This window comes from Sinorhizobium sp. CB7, from assembly GCF_041357635.1.
Taxonomy (GTDB): domain Bacteria; phylum Pseudomonadota; class Alphaproteobacteria; order Rhizobiales; family Rhizobiaceae; genus Rhizobium.
The window spans coordinates 73,023-90,305 of record NZ_JAULLL010000017.1 but is presented as its reverse complement, the minus strand read 5'-3'; the positions used below and the strand labels follow the sequence as shown (position 1 = coordinate 90,305).

Sequence of the window (17,283 nt, the reverse complement as noted above, 5' to 3'; positions counted from 1 at the left end):
TCAACCTTTGAGACCGGTCATGGTGATGCCCTCGACGAAGCGCTTCTGTGCGAGCAGGAAAGCTGCGACGAGGGGAAGGGTGATAATGAGGGTCGCCGCCATCAGGGCGCCGTAGTCGTCGCCGGCTTCGGCCGCGCGGAAATACATGAGGCCGAGCGGCGGCGTCGCATAGGCCTGCTTGGAGATGACGATCAGCGGCCAATAGAGGTCGTTCCAGTGCGCCACGACCGAGAAGATCGCAAAGGCGGTAACCGCCGGCCATGCATTCGGAACGATGACGCGGGCAACGATGCCGAGTTCCGACATGCCGTCGAGCCGGGCGGCATGGATCAGATCATCAGGCATGGCGCGGAAGAACTGCAGGAACATGAAGATCGCGAAGACGGAGATGGTGAAGGGGGCGACCAGAGAGGTGTAGCTGTTGAGCAGCGACAGCTCGTCTAAGGCGACGTAAAGGGGCAGGGCGGTCGCGTGGATCGGCACCAGCAGGCCCAGCATGACGAGCACCATCATGAAACGGGCGGCTCGGAAGCGCAGCTTCGCCATGGCATAGGCGCAGGGGATGGCGACCAGTACCTGGAAAAAGAAGATCAATCCGCAGACGAGCACGCCGTTCCAGAGCAGCGTGCCCATCGGCACACGGCTCAATGCCTTTGCGAAGTTCTGGACGTAATAGAGCTCGGCCGGGACCAGCGAGAGCGCGGAGGTGAAGATGTCGCTCTGCGCCTTGCCGGCGGTCGAGATCATGAAGACGTAGGGTGCCAGGAAGACGATCGCGCCGAGGGAAAGCAGCGTCAGGCGGACGATCCTGCCGAAGGTGAGGGTGTTCGTCGTCATCATGTGTAGTGCACCCGACGGTCGAGGACGCGGTACTGCAGGAACATCAGCACCACGAGGATGGCCAGGAAGACGACGGTCATGGCCGAGGCGTAGCCGACGCGCAGATAGACGAAGCCTTCCTGGTAAATGGTGAAGAGCAGCACTTCGGACGCCTTGTTCGGGCCGCCGTCGGTCAGCGTCTTGACCGTCTCGAAGACCTTGACCGCATTGGTGATGCTGATGGTGAGCACGAAGAGCGTGGTCGGCCCGAGCATCGGCCAGGTGACGAGCCGAAAGCGATCAAGCGCGGATTTCGCACCATCCACTTCGGCGGCGGCGTAGATCTCCCGCGGGATCGCTGTCAGCCCGGCCAGGAAGAGGACCATGTTGAAGCCGGCCGATTGCCAGACACCGATGATCGACAGGCTGTAGAGAACCGTGCCGGAGGCGCCGAGCCAGTTCGGCCCGGAAATGCCGATAAGCGCCAGCATGGCGTTGATCGGACCGATTGTCGGATGGAAGAGATATTGCCAGACGGTCGCCATGGCGACGATCAGCGAGGCGACGGGGAGGAAGTAGGCGGTGCGGAAGAAACTGCGCGCCGCCGTCTCGCTCTCGATCAGGAGCGCGATGCCAAGCCCCAGAACGATCGAGATGGGTGCAACGATGGCGGTATAGACCGTCGTATTCCACAGCGACTTTCGGAAGGTGCGGTCGGTGAGGAGATGGGCGTAGTTCTCGAAGCCGACGAAACGGAACTTGCCATAGCCGAGCTCGAAATCGGTGAAACCGAGAAAGATGACAGCGACAACCGGCGCGAGTACGAAGACAACGAGGAGGATGATTGCCGGCAGCGCCAGCAGCCAGGCGGTACGGGCTTCGCGACGCTCGCGGGCGGCGGCCGTATCGAGTGGTACGGCGAGGGACGCGACGCTAGCCATGGGCCTTCTCCCGCGCGGCGTCGGCGCTGCTGAGTGAGGTGCGCAGGCGGCGGCCATCCTCGGAAAAGACCATGGCGCGATCCGGGGAAAGCGCGAGAGCGATCGGCATGCCGGCGGCGAGGCCCCTGGTCTCGGAGGGCGCAACACGGGCAACGATGGTGCCGCCGATGGCGTCGAGACGGCAATGGAGGATTACCTCCGAGCCGAGGAATTCCATGCGCTCGATATGTGCGGCAAGCCCATCCTGGCGGCTGTCGGCAAGCTGGACGAATTCCGGACGGATACCGATGGTGACGGCCGTGCCGTTGAAGCCGGCGTCCTTCAGCGAAAGCCGCATGCCGCCGAAGGCAACGATCCCGCTCTCGGCAAGCGCTGGCAGAAGATTGATGCGCGGCTGGCCGATGAAGCGGGCGACTTCGACATGGGCCGGATCGTCGTAGATCGCCTGCGGTGTCGCAAGCTGCAGCAGATTGCCGCCGATCATCACAGCGACACGGTCGGCCATCGACAGAGCTTCGGCCTGATCGTGCGTGACATAGACGGTCGGCACGCCGGCGCGGCGATGCAGCTCGACGATCTCGCCGCGGGCATGGACGCGCAGATTGGCATCGAGATTGGAGAGCGGCTCGTCCATCAGGAAGACGCTCGGATGGCGGACCATGGCGCGGGCGAGCGCCACGCGCTGGCGCTGGCCGCCGGACATCTGGCCCGGCTTGCGGTCGAGCAGGTGGTCGATCTTGAGCGAGACCGCCATCTCGCGCACATCACGGGCGATGGTGGCCCGGACATTGCGCTGGCCGGGCATGAACGACCCGATGAAGGGCAGGCGCTGCGTCCGCGTCAGGCGGCGCATGATAAGCGGCACGGCGATATTTTGCGCCGCCGTCAGATGCGGATAGAGCGCATAGGACTGGAAGACCATCGCGATGTTGCGGTCGGCGGCGGCAACTGTCGACATATCCTTGCCGTCGATCAGGAATTCACCTGTGTCGGCATGGTCAAGGCCAGCGAGAATACGCAACAGCGTGCTCTTGCCGCAGCCGGACGGACCGACCAGGGCGATGAATTCTCCGGGCCCGACATCGAGGCTTACGCCCTTGAGGATGGCGTTGTCGCCGAAGGATTTGGTGATGCCGCGAAGCGAAAGCGCAGTCATGACGCGCGCTCCCGCTGCAGCTTGGCAGCCACCGTCGGGTAGACTTCCGCAATGACCTCATCGATGACATGGGCCGTCAGGCCGGGAACGGTGATGATCTCGCTTGCGACCTCGTCCGCGAAGGTGTGGACGACGGCGCCGACCAGGCGTTCTCCCGGCATTTCGCGCTCCATCGTGTCGATGATGAAGGCCGCCGATGGTCCCCAGACGAGCGAGGTCTGCTCGAAGGCGCCTTTCCAGGCCCAATGGAGATGGCCGCTGGCAAAGAGCGCGACATCATGGGCGGCGATCAGGTCGTAAAGGCGACGGCGCTGGGCAGGGCGGATGCTCCAGTAGCCGGTGTCGCCTTCGTGCGGTTCGTCGACGAAGAGCGGCTTGTGGGCGAAGATCGCGACCCGGCGGCCGTTGCGTTCATCGAGCTGCTTCTGCAGCCATTCGAACTGTGCTTCCTCTTCCGAGTCTTCGAAGCCCATCAGCAGGCTGTCGAGGCCGATCAGGCGCCAGTTGCCGGCGTCCTCGGCCCAGTAGTCCGGGCCGACCAGACGCCTCCAGCGTTCCAGGCGCACCGGATCGACCGGCTGGTCAGAGCCCGGGACATGGCCGACGTCGTGATTGCCGGGAACGATCAGCATCGGCGCGGAGACCTGACGCATCAGGTCCATCGAGAAGGCAATGTCGTCTTCCAGATCGGCGCCGTCAACGGTGAGGTCGCCGGTATGGATCACGAGGTCGGCGGCCTCAGCGTTGATCCAATTCACAAGCGGCTCCCAATTGCCATTGAAGTGCTGCTTGCCGGGGCTGAAATGCGTATCGGTAATCTGGATGATCTTCATGGGGCGCGCGCCTCTTCGATATCGGTCTGGAAGCGCTATGGACTGTCGTCCCCCTCGCCAGTCGACGCTTCTCAGCGATCTGTTTAGAAGGCGCCGGTGTCAGTTTGGTAACAGGCTTTTTCAGTCGTTTTTCAGTTTTGTCATGGATCTGTCAAACAGCGAAAAGCATGCGGGCAAATTCGCGAATGGGTTGCGAACTGGCCGCATGGAAAGGGGCAGGTGCCCACGATTGGGCGGCGTCCCAAAGGCAACAGAGGTCTCGACCGATGGCTCCATGGAGGCGGAGCAACCCTGGATCGAGCATGTCGATCCGGCCGCAATTCGTCGGGCGAAGCCGGAACAACGGGGAATACGATGCGTTCTGCCTGATCACGTCACCAGATGAAAGGGATGCTGGTGTCTGCGCTCAAAACCCATGACGGTTCCGCACATGCGGACATAGTGAAGCAGATTCCGGCGCTTCGCGCTTTTGCAAGAAGCTTTTATCGCGATCCCGCCGATGCCGACGACCTCGTTCAGGAAACGCTTGTGAAGGCTCTCGCCAATCTCGACAAGTTCGAGCAGGGCACGCGGTTGAAGTCCTGGCTGTTCACCATCATGCGCAATACCTTCTGCACAAGGGCAAAAATTGCCAGACGCGAGGCGCCCGGCGACGACGAGAGCGCCATGCTGGAAGCGACATTCGAGCCGACGCAGGAATTGTCGGTCCGGACGCGGGAGGTCGAGCGTGCCTTCGAGAACCTTCCGGGACAATACAAGCAAATCCTCACTCTGGTCGTCATTCTCGGCGAAAGCTATGAAAGTGCCGCCGAAATCTGTGATTGCTCAGTCGGCACCGTCAAAAGCCGGCTTAACCGCGCCAGGCATCATCTTCTTGTGGAACTCGGGGATGAAATGCATCAGCAGGTGAATTGAGAGGCTGCTGGCGAGGCGGACGCGAAGAAACCGCAAGTGCGGATAGGTGCCCGCCGCGATTTGTGGTCGAAACTGCTCGCCGATGTGCCGAATTGAAACAAGCGTATTGATCTCGGTAGGCTGGTGCAGTTCGGCGGCGGACCGCTGCCGGGCTCAACCCTGTAAGGTTCGGTTGACATTGGCCGGAAAGTTTCCAAAAAGAAGACAGCGATTTATCCTGGTCTAATCGCCCGGCCAAATCGCTTTGAGCGAACATTTCTGTTGATTCTGACGGGGTTTGCGAACGCTGGTAACGTTAATCGTTAATTAGTCATAAAATGTTTGCTTGTGTGCGATCCAAAAGTGTCCACATTAGCACTATGGAAAATATTCAATCGCCAAGACCTGACGCCGATCCCATGGAACGCTCGCTGGAATGCGAGGAAGTTCTCGAGGCGGCATTTAACGAGCTCGTTCGTCGCGCCATCGCGGCGGGCTGGCGCCAGGCGGAAGTCGCGCTTGTGCTTGCCGATATTGCAGACGATTACGTCATGGATCTCGCCGAGCGTCAGAAGCGGACATCCCTCGATATCAGCCTCAATTGATGCCGCATCTCCGCAGAACGCTCTAACTTTTGCTTTTTTGCACTTCCGCGCGAAAGCTGCCTGGTACTTTCCTTCGAATTACCAGGCTCATTTCGGCATCGACTGCTGGATGGTCTCTGGCGGCTGTTCGTGCCCGCCCGATCCTTGAATGTAGGGCTTGATTGCGAGGATGCCGAGGATCGATCCGACCATCAACATGATGATGATGAGCATCAGGGCGCGCATGATCTTTGTTTTTCCAATACGTTGCGGTGTTGGCTTCAGCCCCTGAAATTGCCTTCCTTCATCTTGAGCGGATCGTAGTTGATGTCCCAATCCTTTTTCGGTTCCCGCTGACCGGGCGGCAGCTTGTGTATGGTTGCATCGTCCGAGCCGGTGATGACGCGCGGTTTGGCGCTGCTGACGCCGCTGTTGACCGCACCTTCCCTTGTCCTGACAAACTGGGCCTCGGCGTCCTTGCGGATCGCTGTCATCGAATTGTCGTCCTTCGGCATGCCGGACTTTGGCATCGTGATGCTCCTTGGTAATATGGTCTTAACAGAGGGGGAGGTCACATTGTTCCCGGAGATGTCGGCAGAGCGAGATCCGGAGCCTTCCCGATACATGATCGCTTTAATCAAAAATGGGGGGCCGCCATGGATCCGATCATCAGTCTCGCATCATTGAAGCTTGATCATTGGAGCCGGGGCGAGCGCTATGAATCGACCGACACGTCCTTCGGCTCCCTGATCGGCCTGTCCGGCCTCGGTGTCAGTTACAGCGAAGTACCGCCCGGAAAATCGGGATGCCCGTATCATAACCACCATGGCGAGGACGAACTGTTCTTCATCCTGGAAGGAAACGGAACATACCGGTTCGGTGAAAGGGAGTTCGCGTTCAAGGCCGGCGACGTGCTCGGTGCACCCTGTGGAGGGCGGGAAACCGCCCATCAGATCATCAACACCGGCGAGACAGTTCTTCGCTACTTGGGGATTTCGACGAAGGTAAAGTTGGAAGTGGTGGAATATCCCGATTCCGGAAAGTTCCTGGTGTCGAGCCACAAGCCGGATGGCTCACGCTTCAGAACCGTTCGTCGCGACGGTGACGAGGTGGATTATTGGGATGGCGAACCGGGAACCTGACGACAACAATGATCGCGCACGGGCGGACCTGTCCGTGCGATCACAAAAAAGTGAGACCCCAGACTGTCACTTGGCAAAACGTTCCATGACAAAGGCGGTCTGGACGCCCGGCGGCTGCAAGCGATCCGTCTTTGCGGTGGTGACCGGTCCGGTCGGCTGCGAGAGATAGGCAAAAGCCAGTCCGGCGGCCACTACAAAGCCGATGCCAACAAGTGCTAATGATTGACGCATGGCGATACTCCCCGTTTTGGTCTACAACGTGGATATGCTCGCGAAAGTTCCATTCGAGACTTCTTGCGATGGAATCTCGAAATAAATCGGTTCTTCGATTGCGAATACTTGCGGTGCCGGGGACGAATTCTTTTGCTTTCGTCGGCAGAGCTGCAAGATGGATTGCCTCCAGTTTCCGGGAAGTTAGCGGCTGGTTAACGTCGGCGGCGATCGGCATCTCTATGTATTCCTATAAATTCTATAGAAATTTATCCCGGCAATTTTGGACATTCCGAAAGAGTTTTTCAGACTCCGGTTTGGTCGAAGATGTTCGTGCTTGGCTTGAAAAGGGTGTATTTGAGATGATCCGCACGCTCGGGGCTCTGCCTCATTCAGTCAGACGGGATCAAAATGACAAACACGAATTTCACCCTTTCGCGCCGCGCGGCTCTCGCCGCCATCGCCGCTTCCGCAGTGCTCGTTGCCTTTACGACGCCCGCTCCCTCCTTCGCTGAAGACAAGTCGATCAAGATCGGCATCATGGCGGGCGAGGACGAGGATGTCTGGCGGGTCGTAACAGCGGAAGCCGCCAAGAAGGGGCTCAAGATTGAAACGGTCATCTTCAATGACTATACCCAGCCGAACGAGGCGCTGGAGCGTGGCGAGATCGACGCCAATGCCTTCCAGCATAAGCCCTATCTCGACAATCAGATCCAGACGCACGGCTATCACATCGTCCCGGTCGGCTACACCGGCATCTGGCCGATCGGCCTTTACTCGAAGAAGCACAAGGCGGTGGCCGAGCTTCCGGAGGGGGCGGTAATTGGCGTACCGAATGATCCGTCGAACGAAGGTCGGGCCCTGCTCGTTCTCCAGAACGAAGGTCTGATCAAGCTCCGGGAAGGCTCCGGCATTCTTGCGACCGTTGCGGACGTTACGGAAAACCCGAAGAAACTCGATATCAGGGAGCTGGATGCCGGCATCGTCGGCCGTTCGACCGACGATCTCGATGCGGGCGTCGTCAATACCGACTGGGCGCTGAAGAGCGGCCTGTCGCCGGCCGAACGCATCGCCCAGGAGCCGATCGCCGACAATCCCTACCGCAACTTCATTGCCGTCAAGCAGGAAAACGAGAAGGCGGACTGGGTCAAGACGCTTGTCTCTTCCTATCAGAACGACACGGTGAAGGCGGAATTCGACAAGGTCTATAAGGGGACGGGCCTCAGCGCCTATTGACCTATTGATCATAACCGCATCTGCGGTAAGCGGGGAACCGAGGCGGCCGGGCGTTCAAGCCCAGGCCGCCTCGGGCATATCCGGAAGGACAGAAGATGAACTCATTCGTTTCCGCATCGGCAATCGAAACGCCGTTGCAAGCCGCAACCGAAGAGGTGGTGCGGCTGATCGATGTCAGACGCCGCTTCGGGACGACGCCAGCGCTCGACGGTATTTCGCTCACGGTGCACAAGGGCGAAATCCTCGGCATCATCGGTCGCAGCGGTGCCGGCAAGTCCACATTGATCCGCTGCCTGAACGGGCTGGAACGGGCCGATAGCGGCGAGATCTATATCGAAGGGCGCAACATCGCCGGCCTGGAAGAAAAGGAGCTGCAGCCGCTTCGCCGCCGCATCGGCATGATCTTCCAGCATTTCAATCTGCTCTCCGCCAAGACCGTCGAGGAGAATATCGCCCTGCCGCTGAAGATCGAAGGCGTGGCAAAGGCGGAGCGATTGCAGCGCGCACGCGAACTGCTCGACCTCGTGGGTCTTGCGGACAAGGCGAAGGCCTATCCTTCGGCGCTTTCCGGCGGCCAGAAGCAGCGGGTCGGCATTGCCCGCGCACTTGCCGCGCGACCTGCCTTGCTGCTTTCCGACGAAGCCACCTCGGCGCTCGATCCGGAAACGACGCGGTCGATCCTTTCGCTTCTCAAGGATATCAATCGCAAGCTCGGCCTGACGATCCTGCTCATCACCCATGAGATGGAAGTGGTGCGCACGGTTGCCGATCGAGTCGCGGTCATCGATGCCGGCCGGATCGTCGAGGAGGGCTCGGTCTGGTCGGTCTTCTCCGATCCGCAGGCAGCAATCACACGAAGCCTGCTCGGCGGTATCCGCCCGCAACTGCCGGAGCACATCGCTCAACGTCTGTCACCGACGACGGGGAGGGAAGCGATCCTCAGCGTCGATCTTGCAGGCCCTGCGGCACAGGGCGCGGTTTTTGCAGAGCTTTCGGCTGCTCTGCCGCATTCCTTCAGGCTCGTTCACGGTGGCATCGACCACATCCAGAACCAGCCGGTGGCGCGGTTCTTCATCGCCGTTCCAACGCGGGACGCTTCGCTTGCCGACAAGGTCCAACAATTTCTGACAGCCCGCTCGGCCCGGGTGGAGGTGCTCGGCTATGACACCGATCATGTTTGAACTGCTGGTGCGCTCCCTCTGGGAGACCATTCTCATGACTGCCGCTTCGGGATTGATCTCGCTCGTTGCCGGTCTGCCGCTTGGTCTTGCGCTGGTGCTTACGAACCGCGGTGGCATCGCCGAAAACCTCTGGATCAACCGCGTTCTCGGCGGGATCATCAACGGTTTCCGGTCCGTACCCTTCATCATCCTGCTGGTGGCGCTCATTCCGGTGACACGGCTGATCGTCGGCACCGCGCTCGGCACTTGGGCGGCGATCGTGCCGCTCGCCATTGCCGCAACGCCTTACTACGCCCGCATCGCCGAGGTCTCGCTGCGCGAGGTCGATCGCGGTCTGATCGACGCGGTCCGCGCCATGGGTGGCAACCGCTGGACGATCATCCGCGAAGTTCTGGTGCCGGAGGCGCTTTCTGGCATCGTGGCAGGCTTCACCGTGACACTCGTGACGCTGATCGGCGCTTCGGCCATGGCGGGTGCGATCGGCGCAGGCGGGCTCGGCGATCTCGCCATTCGCTACGGTTATCAGCGCTTCGAAACCAATGTCATGATCGCCGTCGTTGCCGTGCTGATTGTGCTTGTCAGCGGCATCCAGTGGCTCGGCGACCGGCTGACCGCCCGGCTCGACCATCGTTGAGACGCGGTTCCGGGCGCTCTCGTCAATTGCGGAGACGGCTGGTCGTCGTCTCCGTCTGCTTTCGACCGTCTCACCATGACGGTCCTTGCCGGTGTAAAGTCAGGTATTTTGAGACAAACCGTTACTCCCCACAGGCGGAGCCGGGCCTGGTTTTTGATCAGGCTATTTTTGTGCTATGATACCAATGGATTGGGGGCAATGTCTTGAGGAGGAAAAGACATGGCTATTCAGGTCCCGAGCGATTTCCGCCGCGTGATCGTTGCCGCTTCGGTGGGAAACATCATCGAATGGTATGACTTCTATATCTTCGGAAGCCTGGCCGCGGTTCTGTCGGTCAAGTTCTTTGAACAATCCCACCCCGTTGCAGCTCTCTTGAGCACGATTGCGCTGTTTACCGCGGGATTCCTGATCCGGCCATTAGGAGCGTTCCTTTTCGGCTGGATGGGAGACCGGGTCGGCCGCAAATACACCTTTCTCATCACGCTCAGCGGAATGGGGTTGGGCACGGGCGCGATCGGTCTGATTCCGACCTACGAGTCGATCGGCCTGACCGCTGCGTTCATTCTCTTCGGCCTTCGGATGATCCAGGGCCTGTGCCTGGGCGGCGAGTATGGCGGTGCCATCACCTATGTCGCCGAGCATGTCCCCGACGAACGCCGCGGCTACTACACCGGCTGGCTTCAGACCTCGCCCACTCTCGGGATCGTGGTGTCGCTCGCCGTGATCATCGCGACGCGCAGCTATTTCGGCAATGAAGTTTTCAGCGCATGGGCGTGGCGCGTTCCGTTCCTCGTGTCCTTCCTGCTGGTCGCCATCGCAATCTACATCCGGCTCCAGCTCCAGGAGACACCCATTTTCCAGGAGATCAAGGCGAGGGGGCAGATGACCCGAAATCCGTGGAAGGAAGCCTTCCTGAGCTCCAACATGAAATATGTCGGGATCGCCATCATCGTGCTGATCGGGCAGGGCGTGGTCTGGTACAGCGGCCAGTTCTGGGCACTGTACTTCCTGCAGCAGGTTTCGAAGGTTGACGCGCTGACCTCATCCTACATCGTCGGGCTTGCATTGCTCATTGCGACGCCGAGCCTGATCTTCTTCGGCTGGCTGTCCGACATCATCGGTCGCAAGCCGGTGATCCTGGGAGGCATGGCACTTGCCGCGCTCACCTACTATCCCCTGTATTCGTGGCTGGGAGCAGTCACGCAGCCTGGTGCCATCAACATTCCGGCCGCGGTCTTCATCATCTTCATCCTCGTTTGCTATGTCGGGATGGTATACGGACCTGTCGGGGCGTTTCTTGCTGAATATTTCCCCGGCCGGATCCGCTACACGTCGGTATCGGTGCCGTATCACATCGGCAACGGCTGGGGCGGCGGATTGGTGCCGTTCATCACCTCGGCAGCTTTCGCCGCCACCGGCAGCGTCGGATATGCGCTGATCTACCCGATTGCAGTTCCTGCGGTATGCTTCCTGCTAGCTCTATTCCTGATGCCGGAGACGCGCCAGATAAAGATCTGGGAGCAGCCGGCTGAGCCTACGCCTGGAGTGTAAGGGTCGCCATGTGCGGGGGCGGGGGCTCTCCGCGTCCTTCATCCTCGCCATGCCCTCTCAGACACGGAACGGAGGGCTCCGAAAAGAGGCCGCTGGATGCGAGGCCGGCAGCCTCCCGCTTTCGCCCCCAAAGATTTTCTGCCGCAGCGGTCCCTCGGCATAGCCGGCCTTAAAGAGGCCACGCTCCTGCAGCTCCGGGACGACGAGATCCACGAAGTCCCGCAAGCTTTCCGGCGCCACCGTCCGCGCCAGGTTGAAGCCGTCGATTCCGCCCTGTTCGATCCACGTCTGCAGATGGTCGGCGATCTGTTCCGGTGAGCCGACGACCGGCTTCATGCGGCTGCCGAGCACCATCTGGTCGATGATCTGGCGCAGCGTCACTGGCTTCGATGCCTGTTTGGTGATTGCCGCGAGCGCCGATTGATTGGCGTTGGTCGTCGACTGTTCGATCACGTCATCCAGTCCGTATTTCGATAAATCGACGCCGATGGAACTGGAATAGTGCGCGAGCGACGCCTCGATGCTCGCATGCCGGCGATAGTCTTCGAGTTTGTCCTGTGCTTCCTTCTCGGTGCGCCCGACGACGACAGTGATGAGAGACAGGATCCGTAGGGCATCGGCGCCGCGGCCGAATGCCTCGGTCTTTCGGCGGAGCGCATCGACCGTGGGCCTCGCGGCCTGCGGGCTCGGGGCGGCAATGAAAACGCATTCGGCATGGCATGCGGCGAAGTCCTGTCCGCGGGCGGAGGCGCCGGCCTGGAAGAGCAGGGGCGTGCGCTGCGGTGAGGGCTCGCTCAGGTGGATGCCTTCCATACGGTAGTATCTGCCGTCGTGCCTGATGGCGCGGACCTTGGCCGGGTCGGCAAATATGCCTTTTGCCCTGTCGCGCAGCACGGCGTCGTCGTCCCAGCTTCCTTCCCAGAGCTTGTAGAGAATTTGGAGATATTCCTCCGCCGCGTCATAGCGCGCATCATGCTCCGGCAGCCTGTCGAAACCCATGCTGCGGGCGGCACTGTCGAGATAGCCGGTGACGATATTCCAGCCGATGCGGCCCTTGGTCAGATGGTCGAGCGTCGACATGCGCCGGGCAAGCAGGAAGGGTGGTTCATAGGTGGTGTTGACGGTGACGCCGAAGCCAAGATGCTTCGTGACATAGGCCATTGCCGAGATCGGGATCAGCGGATCGTTGACTGGGATCTGCGCGCCGGTCGCGATCGTCGGTGCGGGGCTTGCCTTATAGATGTCGTAGACGCCGACGATATCGGCGAAAAATATGCCGTCCAGCATGCCGCGTTCGGCCGTTTGCGCAAAATCTGTCCAGTAGTCGAGATCGGTGTAGTGCCAGGAGGTGTCGCGCGGATGCGTCCACATGCCGTGATTGATATGGCCGACGCAGTTCATGTCGAAGGCGTAGATCTGCATTTTCTTCATGGACATATTCCTTGAGGGCATGAATCGCCGTCCTGATGACCGATTTGGCCCCACGTTGGAAACCGGAAAGATTTTTCTCCGCGCAGGCGAATATCGGCCGATTTTTATTATCAATGAATTTTATAGACTTTATATTTTACCCATTTGTCAATGAGCGGTGTTCAAGCCGTCGTCTTTTGGAGAATGCCATAAATGAGCGCTGCACCTGAAAAAATAAACGTCCTCTGGTTCCTGCCGACGCATGGCGACAGCCGTTACCTCGGCACGTCGATCGGCGGGCGCAATGTCGATCTCGGCTATCTCAAGCAGATCGCGCAGGCGGCCGATGCACTCGGTTACTACGGTGTTCTCATCCCGACAGGGCGCAGCTGCGAGGATAGCTGGGTGGTCGCCTCGGCACTTGCGCCGTTGACGGAAAGGCTCCGTTACCTCATCGCGGTACGGCCCGGCCTGTTGTCGCCCACGCTTGCGGCGCGCATGACGGCCACGCTTGACCGGCTTTCGAGTGGCCGGGTGCTCATCAACGTCGTCACCGGTGGCGATCCGATCGAGAACAAGGGCGACGGCATTCATTACGATCATAGCGAACGCTATGAAGTCACCGAGGAATTCCTCAACATCTACAAGGCGGTGCTGCGCGGCGAGAGCGTCACCACCAAGAGCAGGCACTTCGATATCGAGGATGGCAGGCTGCTTTTCCCGCCATACCAGCAGCCGCATCCGCCGCTCTATTTCGGGGGCTCATCCGGCGTCGGCCAGCAGGTGGCAGCCCGCACGATCGACAAATATCTGACCTGGGGCGAACCGCCGGAAGACGTTGCGAAGAAGATCGCCGAGGTGAAAGCGCTCGCCGCGGCGGAAGGGCGCGAAGTGACCTTCGGGATAAGGCTGCATGTGATCGTGAGAGAGAGCTCGCAGGCGGCATGGAAGGCCGCCGACGAGCTCATCCAGTATGTCGATGATGAAACCATTGCAGCGGCGCAGAAAGTGTTCGAGCGCATGGACTCCGTCGGCCAGAGCCGCATGAGCCGCCTGCATGGCGGCCGGCGCGACAGGCTGCAGGTGAGCCCGAACCTCTGGGCCGGCGTCGGCCTTGTGCGCGGCGGCGCGGGTACGGCGCTTGTCGGCAATCCCGACGAGGTGAAGGCCCGGATGGAGGAATATCGCGAGATCGGCATCGATACCTTCATCATGTCCGGCTATCCGCATCTGGAGGAAGCCTATCGCTTCGGTGAACTCGTCCTGCCGAACCTGCCGCTCGCAACGCCGGTGAAACCGCGCGATGCCTCGATCAATACAGGGCCGTTTGGCGAAACGATCGCGGGCGATCATCGGCCGAAGCTGAAGGTCTCCCAGTCGTGATTGGCGACGTCTTGATAGTCGAAGTCGACGTTGCCAAATGATCTTGGCTGAAGCGAATGCGAGGAAAGAATGCCACCATCACCGCAATTGCGGCTCGGCGCGTTCATGCGCCCGGTCAGTCTCCACACCGGCGCATGGCGCTATCCTGGCTCCTTTCCGGACGCCAATTTCAACTTCGGACATCTCAAGTCCTTCGCATTGAAGCTCGAGGCGGCGAAATTCGACGCCTTCTTCATGGCCGATCATCTTGCCGTGCTCAACATGCCGGTCGAGGCGCTGAGGCGCAGCCATACGGTTACCTCTTTCGAACCGTTCACGCTGCTTTCGGCGCTTGCAGCGGTGACCACGCGTATTGGCCTTGTTGCCACCGCTTCGACCACCTTCGACGAGCCCTACCACGTTGCCCGCCGCTTTGCGTCGCTCGATCATATCAGCAATGGCCGGGCAGGGTGGAATATCGTCACGACTTCCAATCCCGATGCCGCTCTTAATTTCGGCATGGAAACGCACGTGGAGCATGGCGAGCGTTATCACCGGGCGCGGGAATTTTACGACGTCGTCACCGGTCTCTGGGACAGCTTCGCCGATGATGCGTTCATTCGCGATGCCGAGAGCGGCATCTTCTTCGATCCGGAAAAGATGCATGTTCTCAATCACAAGGGCGAGGAACTAAATGTCCGTGGCCCGCTGAATATCGCTCGCCCGGTGCAGGGCTGGCCGGTGGTCGTGCAGGCCGGCCAGTCGGAGCCCGGCCGCCAGCTTGCAGCGGAGACCGCTGAAGTCGTCTTCTGTTCGCCGCGCGACCTCGCCGCCGGCAGGGCGCTCTATGCGGATATCAAGGGACGGATGGATGGGCTTGGCCGCAATTGCGATCACCTGAAGATGCTGCCTGCGGCTTTCGTCGTCATCGGCGACAGCGTCGAGGAAGCCCGCGCCAAGCGCGCGAAGCTTGACAGCCTCGTGCACTATGACAGCGCCATCGCATCGCTGTCGATCGCACTCGGCCACGACGCGTCCGGTTTCGATCCAGACGGTCCTCTGCCGGAAATACCGGAAAGCAATGCCAGCAAGACCGGCCGCGCCCAGGTGCTCAAGCTTGCCGAAGAGGAAAAGCTGACGGTGCGGCAGCTCGCGCAGCGCTATGGCGGCTATTCCGGGCTCGCCTTCGTCGGCACGCCCGAGACGGTCGCGGACGAGATGGAGCAATGGCTTTTCGAGCAGGCATCGGACGGTTTCAACGTCGTCTTCCCCTATCTGCCGCAGGGGCTGGACGACGTGACGCAGCGCCTTGTTCCGGAATTGCAGCGGCGATCGCTGTTTCGCAGGGAGTATGAGGGTGCGACACTGCGCGAGCATCTCGGCTTGCCTAGGCCCGAAAACCGATTCTTTTCCCGCTCCAAAAAGTAAGCAGCCGGCTGCGCCGGCAGCGCCAAATCTTAATCGCTATCGACCTGGTAGAGATTTTGCCTTGTCGCTGGAACCGGCCTCCCGGGACCCGCGTTTCAGTGCCAGTTAGTCACGAGAGGAGCAGACATGACAAAGGCTCTGCCACCACTTTGCGATGGACATGCGCCGATCACCCAGCAGGAATTGTTCCGGGACGCACTTCTCGCTTTCGAGGAGTGGAAGCCGCATACGGAAGAGCCCTTGGTTTCTTATGAGGGGTCTTCCTATCCGATAAGCACCGTTTTCGGAGCGATGCGGGGTTGCACCGATATCGTGCCGATGAATATCGTGGGCGAGGTCACCGAACGTCTGACAAAGCCATGGGAAGGCGAGGGACCTCTTCACGAAATGACCTTCTCCACCGCCGCCCGCGTGATGGGCGTGCTCGTGCGCAAGCACCTTTTTGCCGAGCATCTGGATGAGGCGCATGCCGCCGCAGACGCACGAAGGTGACTGTGAGTGCGGGAAAATCATTTGGCCTATGATGTCGTTGTGGTGGGGTCCGGATTTTCGGCGATCGCCGTGACGATCAATCTCCTGTGCCTGTTGCCTGCAACGAGATCCATTGCGGTGGTTGGAGATGATCCCGGCTTCGGCCGAGGTACAGCCTATCGCACCGAATTCTATCTTCACCGCTTGAACGTGCCGGCCGGACGCATGTCGGTTTTCCCGGACAGGTCGAACGATTTCATCGAATGGCTGCATCGACGGGGCAGCGCCATATCTGCCGATGAATTTGCCTCGCGCGGCGATTATGGACTCTATCTTCGAGACACACTCGCCGCCCTGCTGCGCGGTCGGGATAGTCGTGCCAGGATTGATTTCATCAAGGCGAAGGCAGCGGGATGCGTCGAGCGCTTTTCAATCGGAATGGTCTTTCAGCTGGACAATGGTGCACAGTTGACCGCCCGGAAAGTTGTACTTTGTCTCGGGGTCGGCAACGCGCAGCTGCCTGTCTCATGCAATCACCTTGCACCGCTGTCAAAATCCCGGATCGTCGTAAATCCCTGGAAACTGTCCTGGCTGTCGCATGTCGGTACACAGGATCGCGTGTGCATCCTGGGCTCCGGATTGACGATGATCGATCAGGTTGTGGCATTGCGCGCCCACGGTCACAGGGGCCGCATCGATGTGTTGTCGCGCCGCGGCCTTCTTCCCCATTCTCATCAGATCCAGCGGACAATTCCGGTGGAACCGCAGTTCCCGGCAGGCACGCGCGAGATCAGCATTCTTCTTTCAGCCCTGCGCCGGCAGGTGCGCCACGGCGCCAACTGGCGGGCTGTGATGGACGGATTGCGGCCGCGAACTCAGGAACTGTGGCAGGAGTTGACCAGCCAACAGCGCTCGCGCTTCCTGCGCCACGCCCTGCCGTGGTGGAACATCCACAGGCATCGGATCTCGCCGGCCATCTTCGAAAGGTTCGACGCTTTGGTGCGCAGTGATACGGTGATTGTCCATGCAGGATTTCTGGAAGCCATCGCAGAGGCTACCGCCGGCATGGTGCTGAGCTACCGGCCACGGAAGAGCGGTAGTACCGCCTCGTTGCATGCGGACTGGATCGTCAATTGCACCGGCATGGAGCGCGCCGGGCTCGGCCATTCCCCGCTCCTGAAGGAAATGCTGGAACAGGGAATGATCCGTGCGGACGAGCTCGGTCTGGGTCTCGAGGTCGACAGGGACTCGCGGGTGCTCGGTGCCGATCGGCAGGTGCAGAAAGACATCTTTGCCGTCGGCGCATTGACGGCCGGACAGTTCTGGGAAATCACGGCGGTGCCCGATATCCGGGTTCAGGCGAAACACGTCGCCGATGCAATTGCCTCGGGCATGTCCTGAGCGAATTTCGGGCCATCACTATTCGTATCT

Annotated in this window: 19 protein-coding genes; 11 read left to right on the top strand and 8 right to left on the bottom strand. The window is 60.4% G+C overall.

The window, feature by feature from the left end; all coding sequences use genetic code 11:
- The 4 genes from AAE029_RS27245 to AAE029_RS27230 are packed head-to-tail and all read right to left on the bottom strand — an operon-like array spanning nucleotide 1 to nucleotide 3,749.
- Entirely contained in the window at nucleotides 1–837 is an 837-nt protein-coding gene (locus AAE029_RS27245) for a carbohydrate ABC transporter permease (protein WP_371076094.1), read from the bottom strand.
- Nucleotides 837–1,760, bottom strand: coding sequence for a carbohydrate ABC transporter permease (locus AAE029_RS27240; protein WP_371076031.1), 924 nt, complete (start codon nucleotides 1,758–1,760; stop codon nucleotides 837–839). Before AAE029_RS27240 ends, AAE029_RS27245 begins: the two co-directional genes overlap by 1 nt.
- Entirely contained in the window at nucleotides 1,753–2,916 is a 1,164-nt protein-coding gene (locus tag AAE029_RS27235) for an ABC transporter ATP-binding protein (RefSeq protein WP_371076030.1), read from the bottom strand. Before AAE029_RS27235 ends, AAE029_RS27240 begins: the two co-directional genes overlap by 8 nt.
- Entirely contained in the window at nucleotides 2,913–3,749 is an 837-nt protein-coding gene (locus tag AAE029_RS27230) for a metallophosphoesterase (RefSeq protein ID WP_371076029.1), read from the bottom strand. The genes AAE029_RS27235 and AAE029_RS27230 overlap by 4 nt, the downstream gene beginning before the upstream one ends.
- A 390-nt stretch (nucleotides 3,750–4,139) precedes the next feature.
- Between AAE029_RS27230 and AAE029_RS27225 the strand changes: the two genes are divergently transcribed.
- Nucleotides 4,140–4,664 carry a sigma-70 family RNA polymerase sigma factor gene (locus AAE029_RS27225; RefSeq protein WP_371076028.1) on the top strand — a complete coding sequence of 175 codons (525 nt, stop codon included), beginning with the start codon at nucleotides 4,140–4,142 and terminating at the stop codon, nucleotides 4,662–4,664.
- A gap of 398 nt (nucleotides 4,665–5,062) precedes the next feature.
- Nucleotides 5,063–5,248 (top strand): hypothetical protein, encoded by a 186-nt coding sequence (locus AAE029_RS27220; RefSeq protein ID WP_371076027.1) that lies wholly within the window; start codon nucleotides 5,063–5,065, stop codon nucleotides 5,246–5,248.
- Nucleotides 5,249–5,335: 87 nt separating this feature from the next.
- Here the strand turns inward: AAE029_RS27220 and AAE029_RS27215 are convergent, their stop codons facing one another.
- Nucleotides 5,336–5,473, bottom strand: a complete 138-nt coding sequence (locus AAE029_RS27215) for a hypothetical protein (RefSeq protein WP_371076026.1) — start codon at nucleotides 5,471–5,473, stop codon at nucleotides 5,336–5,338.
- A gap of 35 nt (nucleotides 5,474–5,508) precedes the next feature.
- Entirely contained in the window at nucleotides 5,509–5,757 is a 249-nt protein-coding gene (locus AAE029_RS27210; protein WP_371076025.1) for a hypothetical protein, read from the bottom strand.
- 126 nt (nucleotides 5,758–5,883) lie between these two features.
- Here AAE029_RS27210 and AAE029_RS27205 point away from each other — a divergent pair, with 126 nt between their 5' ends.
- The gene (locus AAE029_RS27205) at nucleotides 5,884–6,369 is read left to right on the top strand and encodes a cupin domain-containing protein (RefSeq protein WP_371076024.1); all 486 of its coding nucleotides are present in this window, start codon (nucleotides 5,884–5,886) and stop codon (nucleotides 6,367–6,369) included.
- Nucleotides 6,370–6,435: 66 nt separating this feature from the next.
- On the opposite strand, the gene AAE029_RS27200 is transcribed toward AAE029_RS27205, so the two are convergent.
- Complete coding sequence (locus tag AAE029_RS27200) at nucleotides 6,436–6,600, bottom strand: hypothetical protein (RefSeq protein ID WP_371076023.1); 165 nt, start codon at nucleotides 6,598–6,600, stop codon at nucleotides 6,436–6,438.
- 390 nt (nucleotides 6,601–6,990) lie between these two features.
- Between AAE029_RS27200 and AAE029_RS27195 the strand changes: the two genes are divergently transcribed.
- The 4 genes from AAE029_RS27195 (at nucleotide 6,991) to AAE029_RS27180 (ending at nucleotide 11,181) form a co-directional block, all read left to right on the top strand.
- On the top strand, nucleotides 6,991–7,815 hold the full coding sequence (locus AAE029_RS27195; protein WP_371076022.1) for a MetQ/NlpA family lipoprotein: 825 nt from the start codon (nucleotides 6,991–6,993) through the stop codon (nucleotides 7,813–7,815).
- A 95-nt stretch (nucleotides 7,816–7,910) separates the two neighbouring features.
- Nucleotides 7,911–8,996, top strand: coding sequence for a methionine ABC transporter ATP-binding protein (locus tag AAE029_RS27190; protein ID WP_371076021.1), 1,086 nt, complete (start codon nucleotides 7,911–7,913; stop codon nucleotides 8,994–8,996).
- Entirely contained in the window at nucleotides 8,977–9,630 is a 654-nt protein-coding gene (locus AAE029_RS27185) for a methionine ABC transporter permease (protein WP_371076020.1), read from the top strand. Before AAE029_RS27190 ends, AAE029_RS27185 begins: the two co-directional genes overlap by 20 nt.
- Before the next feature lie 219 nt (nucleotides 9,631–9,849).
- Nucleotides 9,850–11,181: an MFS transporter gene (locus tag AAE029_RS27180; protein WP_371076019.1), complete on the top strand. Its 1,332-nt coding sequence runs from the start codon at nucleotides 9,850–9,852 to the stop codon at nucleotides 11,179–11,181.
- A gap of 57 nt (nucleotides 11,182–11,238) precedes the next feature.
- Here AAE029_RS27180 and AAE029_RS27175 read toward each other — a convergent pair whose 3' ends face one another.
- Nucleotides 11,239–12,612 carry an LLM class flavin-dependent oxidoreductase gene (locus tag AAE029_RS27175; RefSeq protein WP_371076018.1) on the bottom strand — a complete coding sequence of 458 codons (1,374 nt, stop codon included), beginning with the start codon at nucleotides 12,610–12,612 and terminating at the stop codon, nucleotides 11,239–11,241.
- Between the two features lie 192 nt (nucleotides 12,613–12,804).
- On the opposite strand from AAE029_RS27175, the gene ssuD reads away from it, so the two are divergent.
- The 4 genes from ssuD (at nucleotide 12,805) to AAE029_RS27155 (ending at nucleotide 17,253) form a co-directional block, all read left to right on the top strand.
- The gene (gene ssuD, locus AAE029_RS27170; RefSeq protein ID WP_371076017.1) at nucleotides 12,805–13,974 is read left to right on the top strand and encodes an FMNH2-dependent alkanesulfonate monooxygenase; all 1,170 of its coding nucleotides are present in this window, start codon (nucleotides 12,805–12,807) and stop codon (nucleotides 13,972–13,974) included.
- Nucleotides 13,975–14,043: 69 nt separating this feature from the next.
- The gene (locus tag AAE029_RS27165) at nucleotides 14,044–15,381 is read left to right on the top strand and encodes an LLM class flavin-dependent oxidoreductase (RefSeq protein WP_371076016.1); all 1,338 of its coding nucleotides are present in this window, start codon (nucleotides 14,044–14,046) and stop codon (nucleotides 15,379–15,381) included.
- A gap of 126 nt (nucleotides 15,382–15,507) precedes the next feature.
- Entirely contained in the window at nucleotides 15,508–15,873 is a 366-nt protein-coding gene (locus tag AAE029_RS27160) for a hypothetical protein (protein WP_371076015.1), read from the top strand.
- A 21-nt stretch (nucleotides 15,874–15,894) separates the two neighbouring features.
- Entirely contained in the window at nucleotides 15,895–17,253 is a 1,359-nt protein-coding gene (locus tag AAE029_RS27155; protein WP_371076014.1) for an FAD/NAD(P)-binding protein, read from the top strand.
- The last annotated feature ends 30 nt before the right edge of the window (nucleotides 17,254–17,283 follow it).

Bases quoted from the DNA above. Each gene is read 5' to 3' on its own strand.
- ssuD (WP_371076017.1), top strand. From the start codon at position 12,805: ATGAGCGCTGCACCTGAAAAAATAAACGTCCTCTGGTTCCTGCCGACG.
- AAE029_RS27245 (WP_371076094.1), bottom strand. From the start codon at position 837: ATGACGACGAACACCCTCACCTTCGGCAGGATCGTCCGCCTGACGCTG.
- AAE029_RS27210 (WP_371076025.1), bottom strand. From the start codon at position 5,757: ATGCCAAAGTCCGGCATGCCGAAGGACGACAATTCGATGACAGCGATC.
- AAE029_RS27175 (WP_371076018.1), bottom strand. From the start codon at position 12,612: ATGAAGAAAATGCAGATCTACGCCTTCGACATGAACTGCGTCGGCCAT.
- AAE029_RS27220 (WP_371076027.1), top strand. From the start codon at position 5,063: ATGGAACGCTCGCTGGAATGCGAGGAAGTTCTCGAGGCGGCATTTAAC.
- AAE029_RS27185 (WP_371076020.1), top strand. From the start codon at position 8,977: ATGACACCGATCATGTTTGAACTGCTGGTGCGCTCCCTCTGGGAGACC.
- AAE029_RS27180 (WP_371076019.1), top strand. From the start codon at position 9,850: ATGGCTATTCAGGTCCCGAGCGATTTCCGCCGCGTGATCGTTGCCGCT.
- AAE029_RS27205 (WP_371076024.1), top strand. From the start codon at position 5,884: ATGGATCCGATCATCAGTCTCGCATCATTGAAGCTTGATCATTGGAGC.
- AAE029_RS27200 (WP_371076023.1), bottom strand. From the start codon at position 6,600: ATGCGTCAATCATTAGCACTTGTTGGCATCGGCTTTGTAGTGGCCGCC.
- AAE029_RS27240 (WP_371076031.1), bottom strand. From the start codon at position 1,760: ATGGCTAGCGTCGCGTCCCTCGCCGTACCACTCGATACGGCCGCCGCC.
- AAE029_RS27225 (WP_371076028.1), top strand. From the start codon at position 4,140: ATGCTGGTGTCTGCGCTCAAAACCCATGACGGTTCCGCACATGCGGAC.
- AAE029_RS27160 (WP_371076015.1), top strand. From the start codon at position 15,508: ATGACAAAGGCTCTGCCACCACTTTGCGATGGACATGCGCCGATCACC.
- AAE029_RS27230 (WP_371076029.1), bottom strand. From the start codon at position 3,749: ATGAAGATCATCCAGATTACCGATACGCATTTCAGCCCCGGCAAGCAG.
- AAE029_RS27235 (WP_371076030.1), bottom strand. From the start codon at position 2,916: ATGACTGCGCTTTCGCTTCGCGGCATCACCAAATCCTTCGGCGACAAC.
- AAE029_RS27165 (WP_371076016.1), top strand. From the start codon at position 14,044: ATGCCACCATCACCGCAATTGCGGCTCGGCGCGTTCATGCGCCCGGTC.
- AAE029_RS27190 (WP_371076021.1), top strand. From the start codon at position 7,911: ATGAACTCATTCGTTTCCGCATCGGCAATCGAAACGCCGTTGCAAGCC.
- AAE029_RS27215 (WP_371076026.1), bottom strand. From the start codon at position 5,473: ATGCGCGCCCTGATGCTCATCATCATCATGTTGATGGTCGGATCGATC.
- AAE029_RS27195 (WP_371076022.1), top strand. From the start codon at position 6,991: ATGACAAACACGAATTTCACCCTTTCGCGCCGCGCGGCTCTCGCCGCC.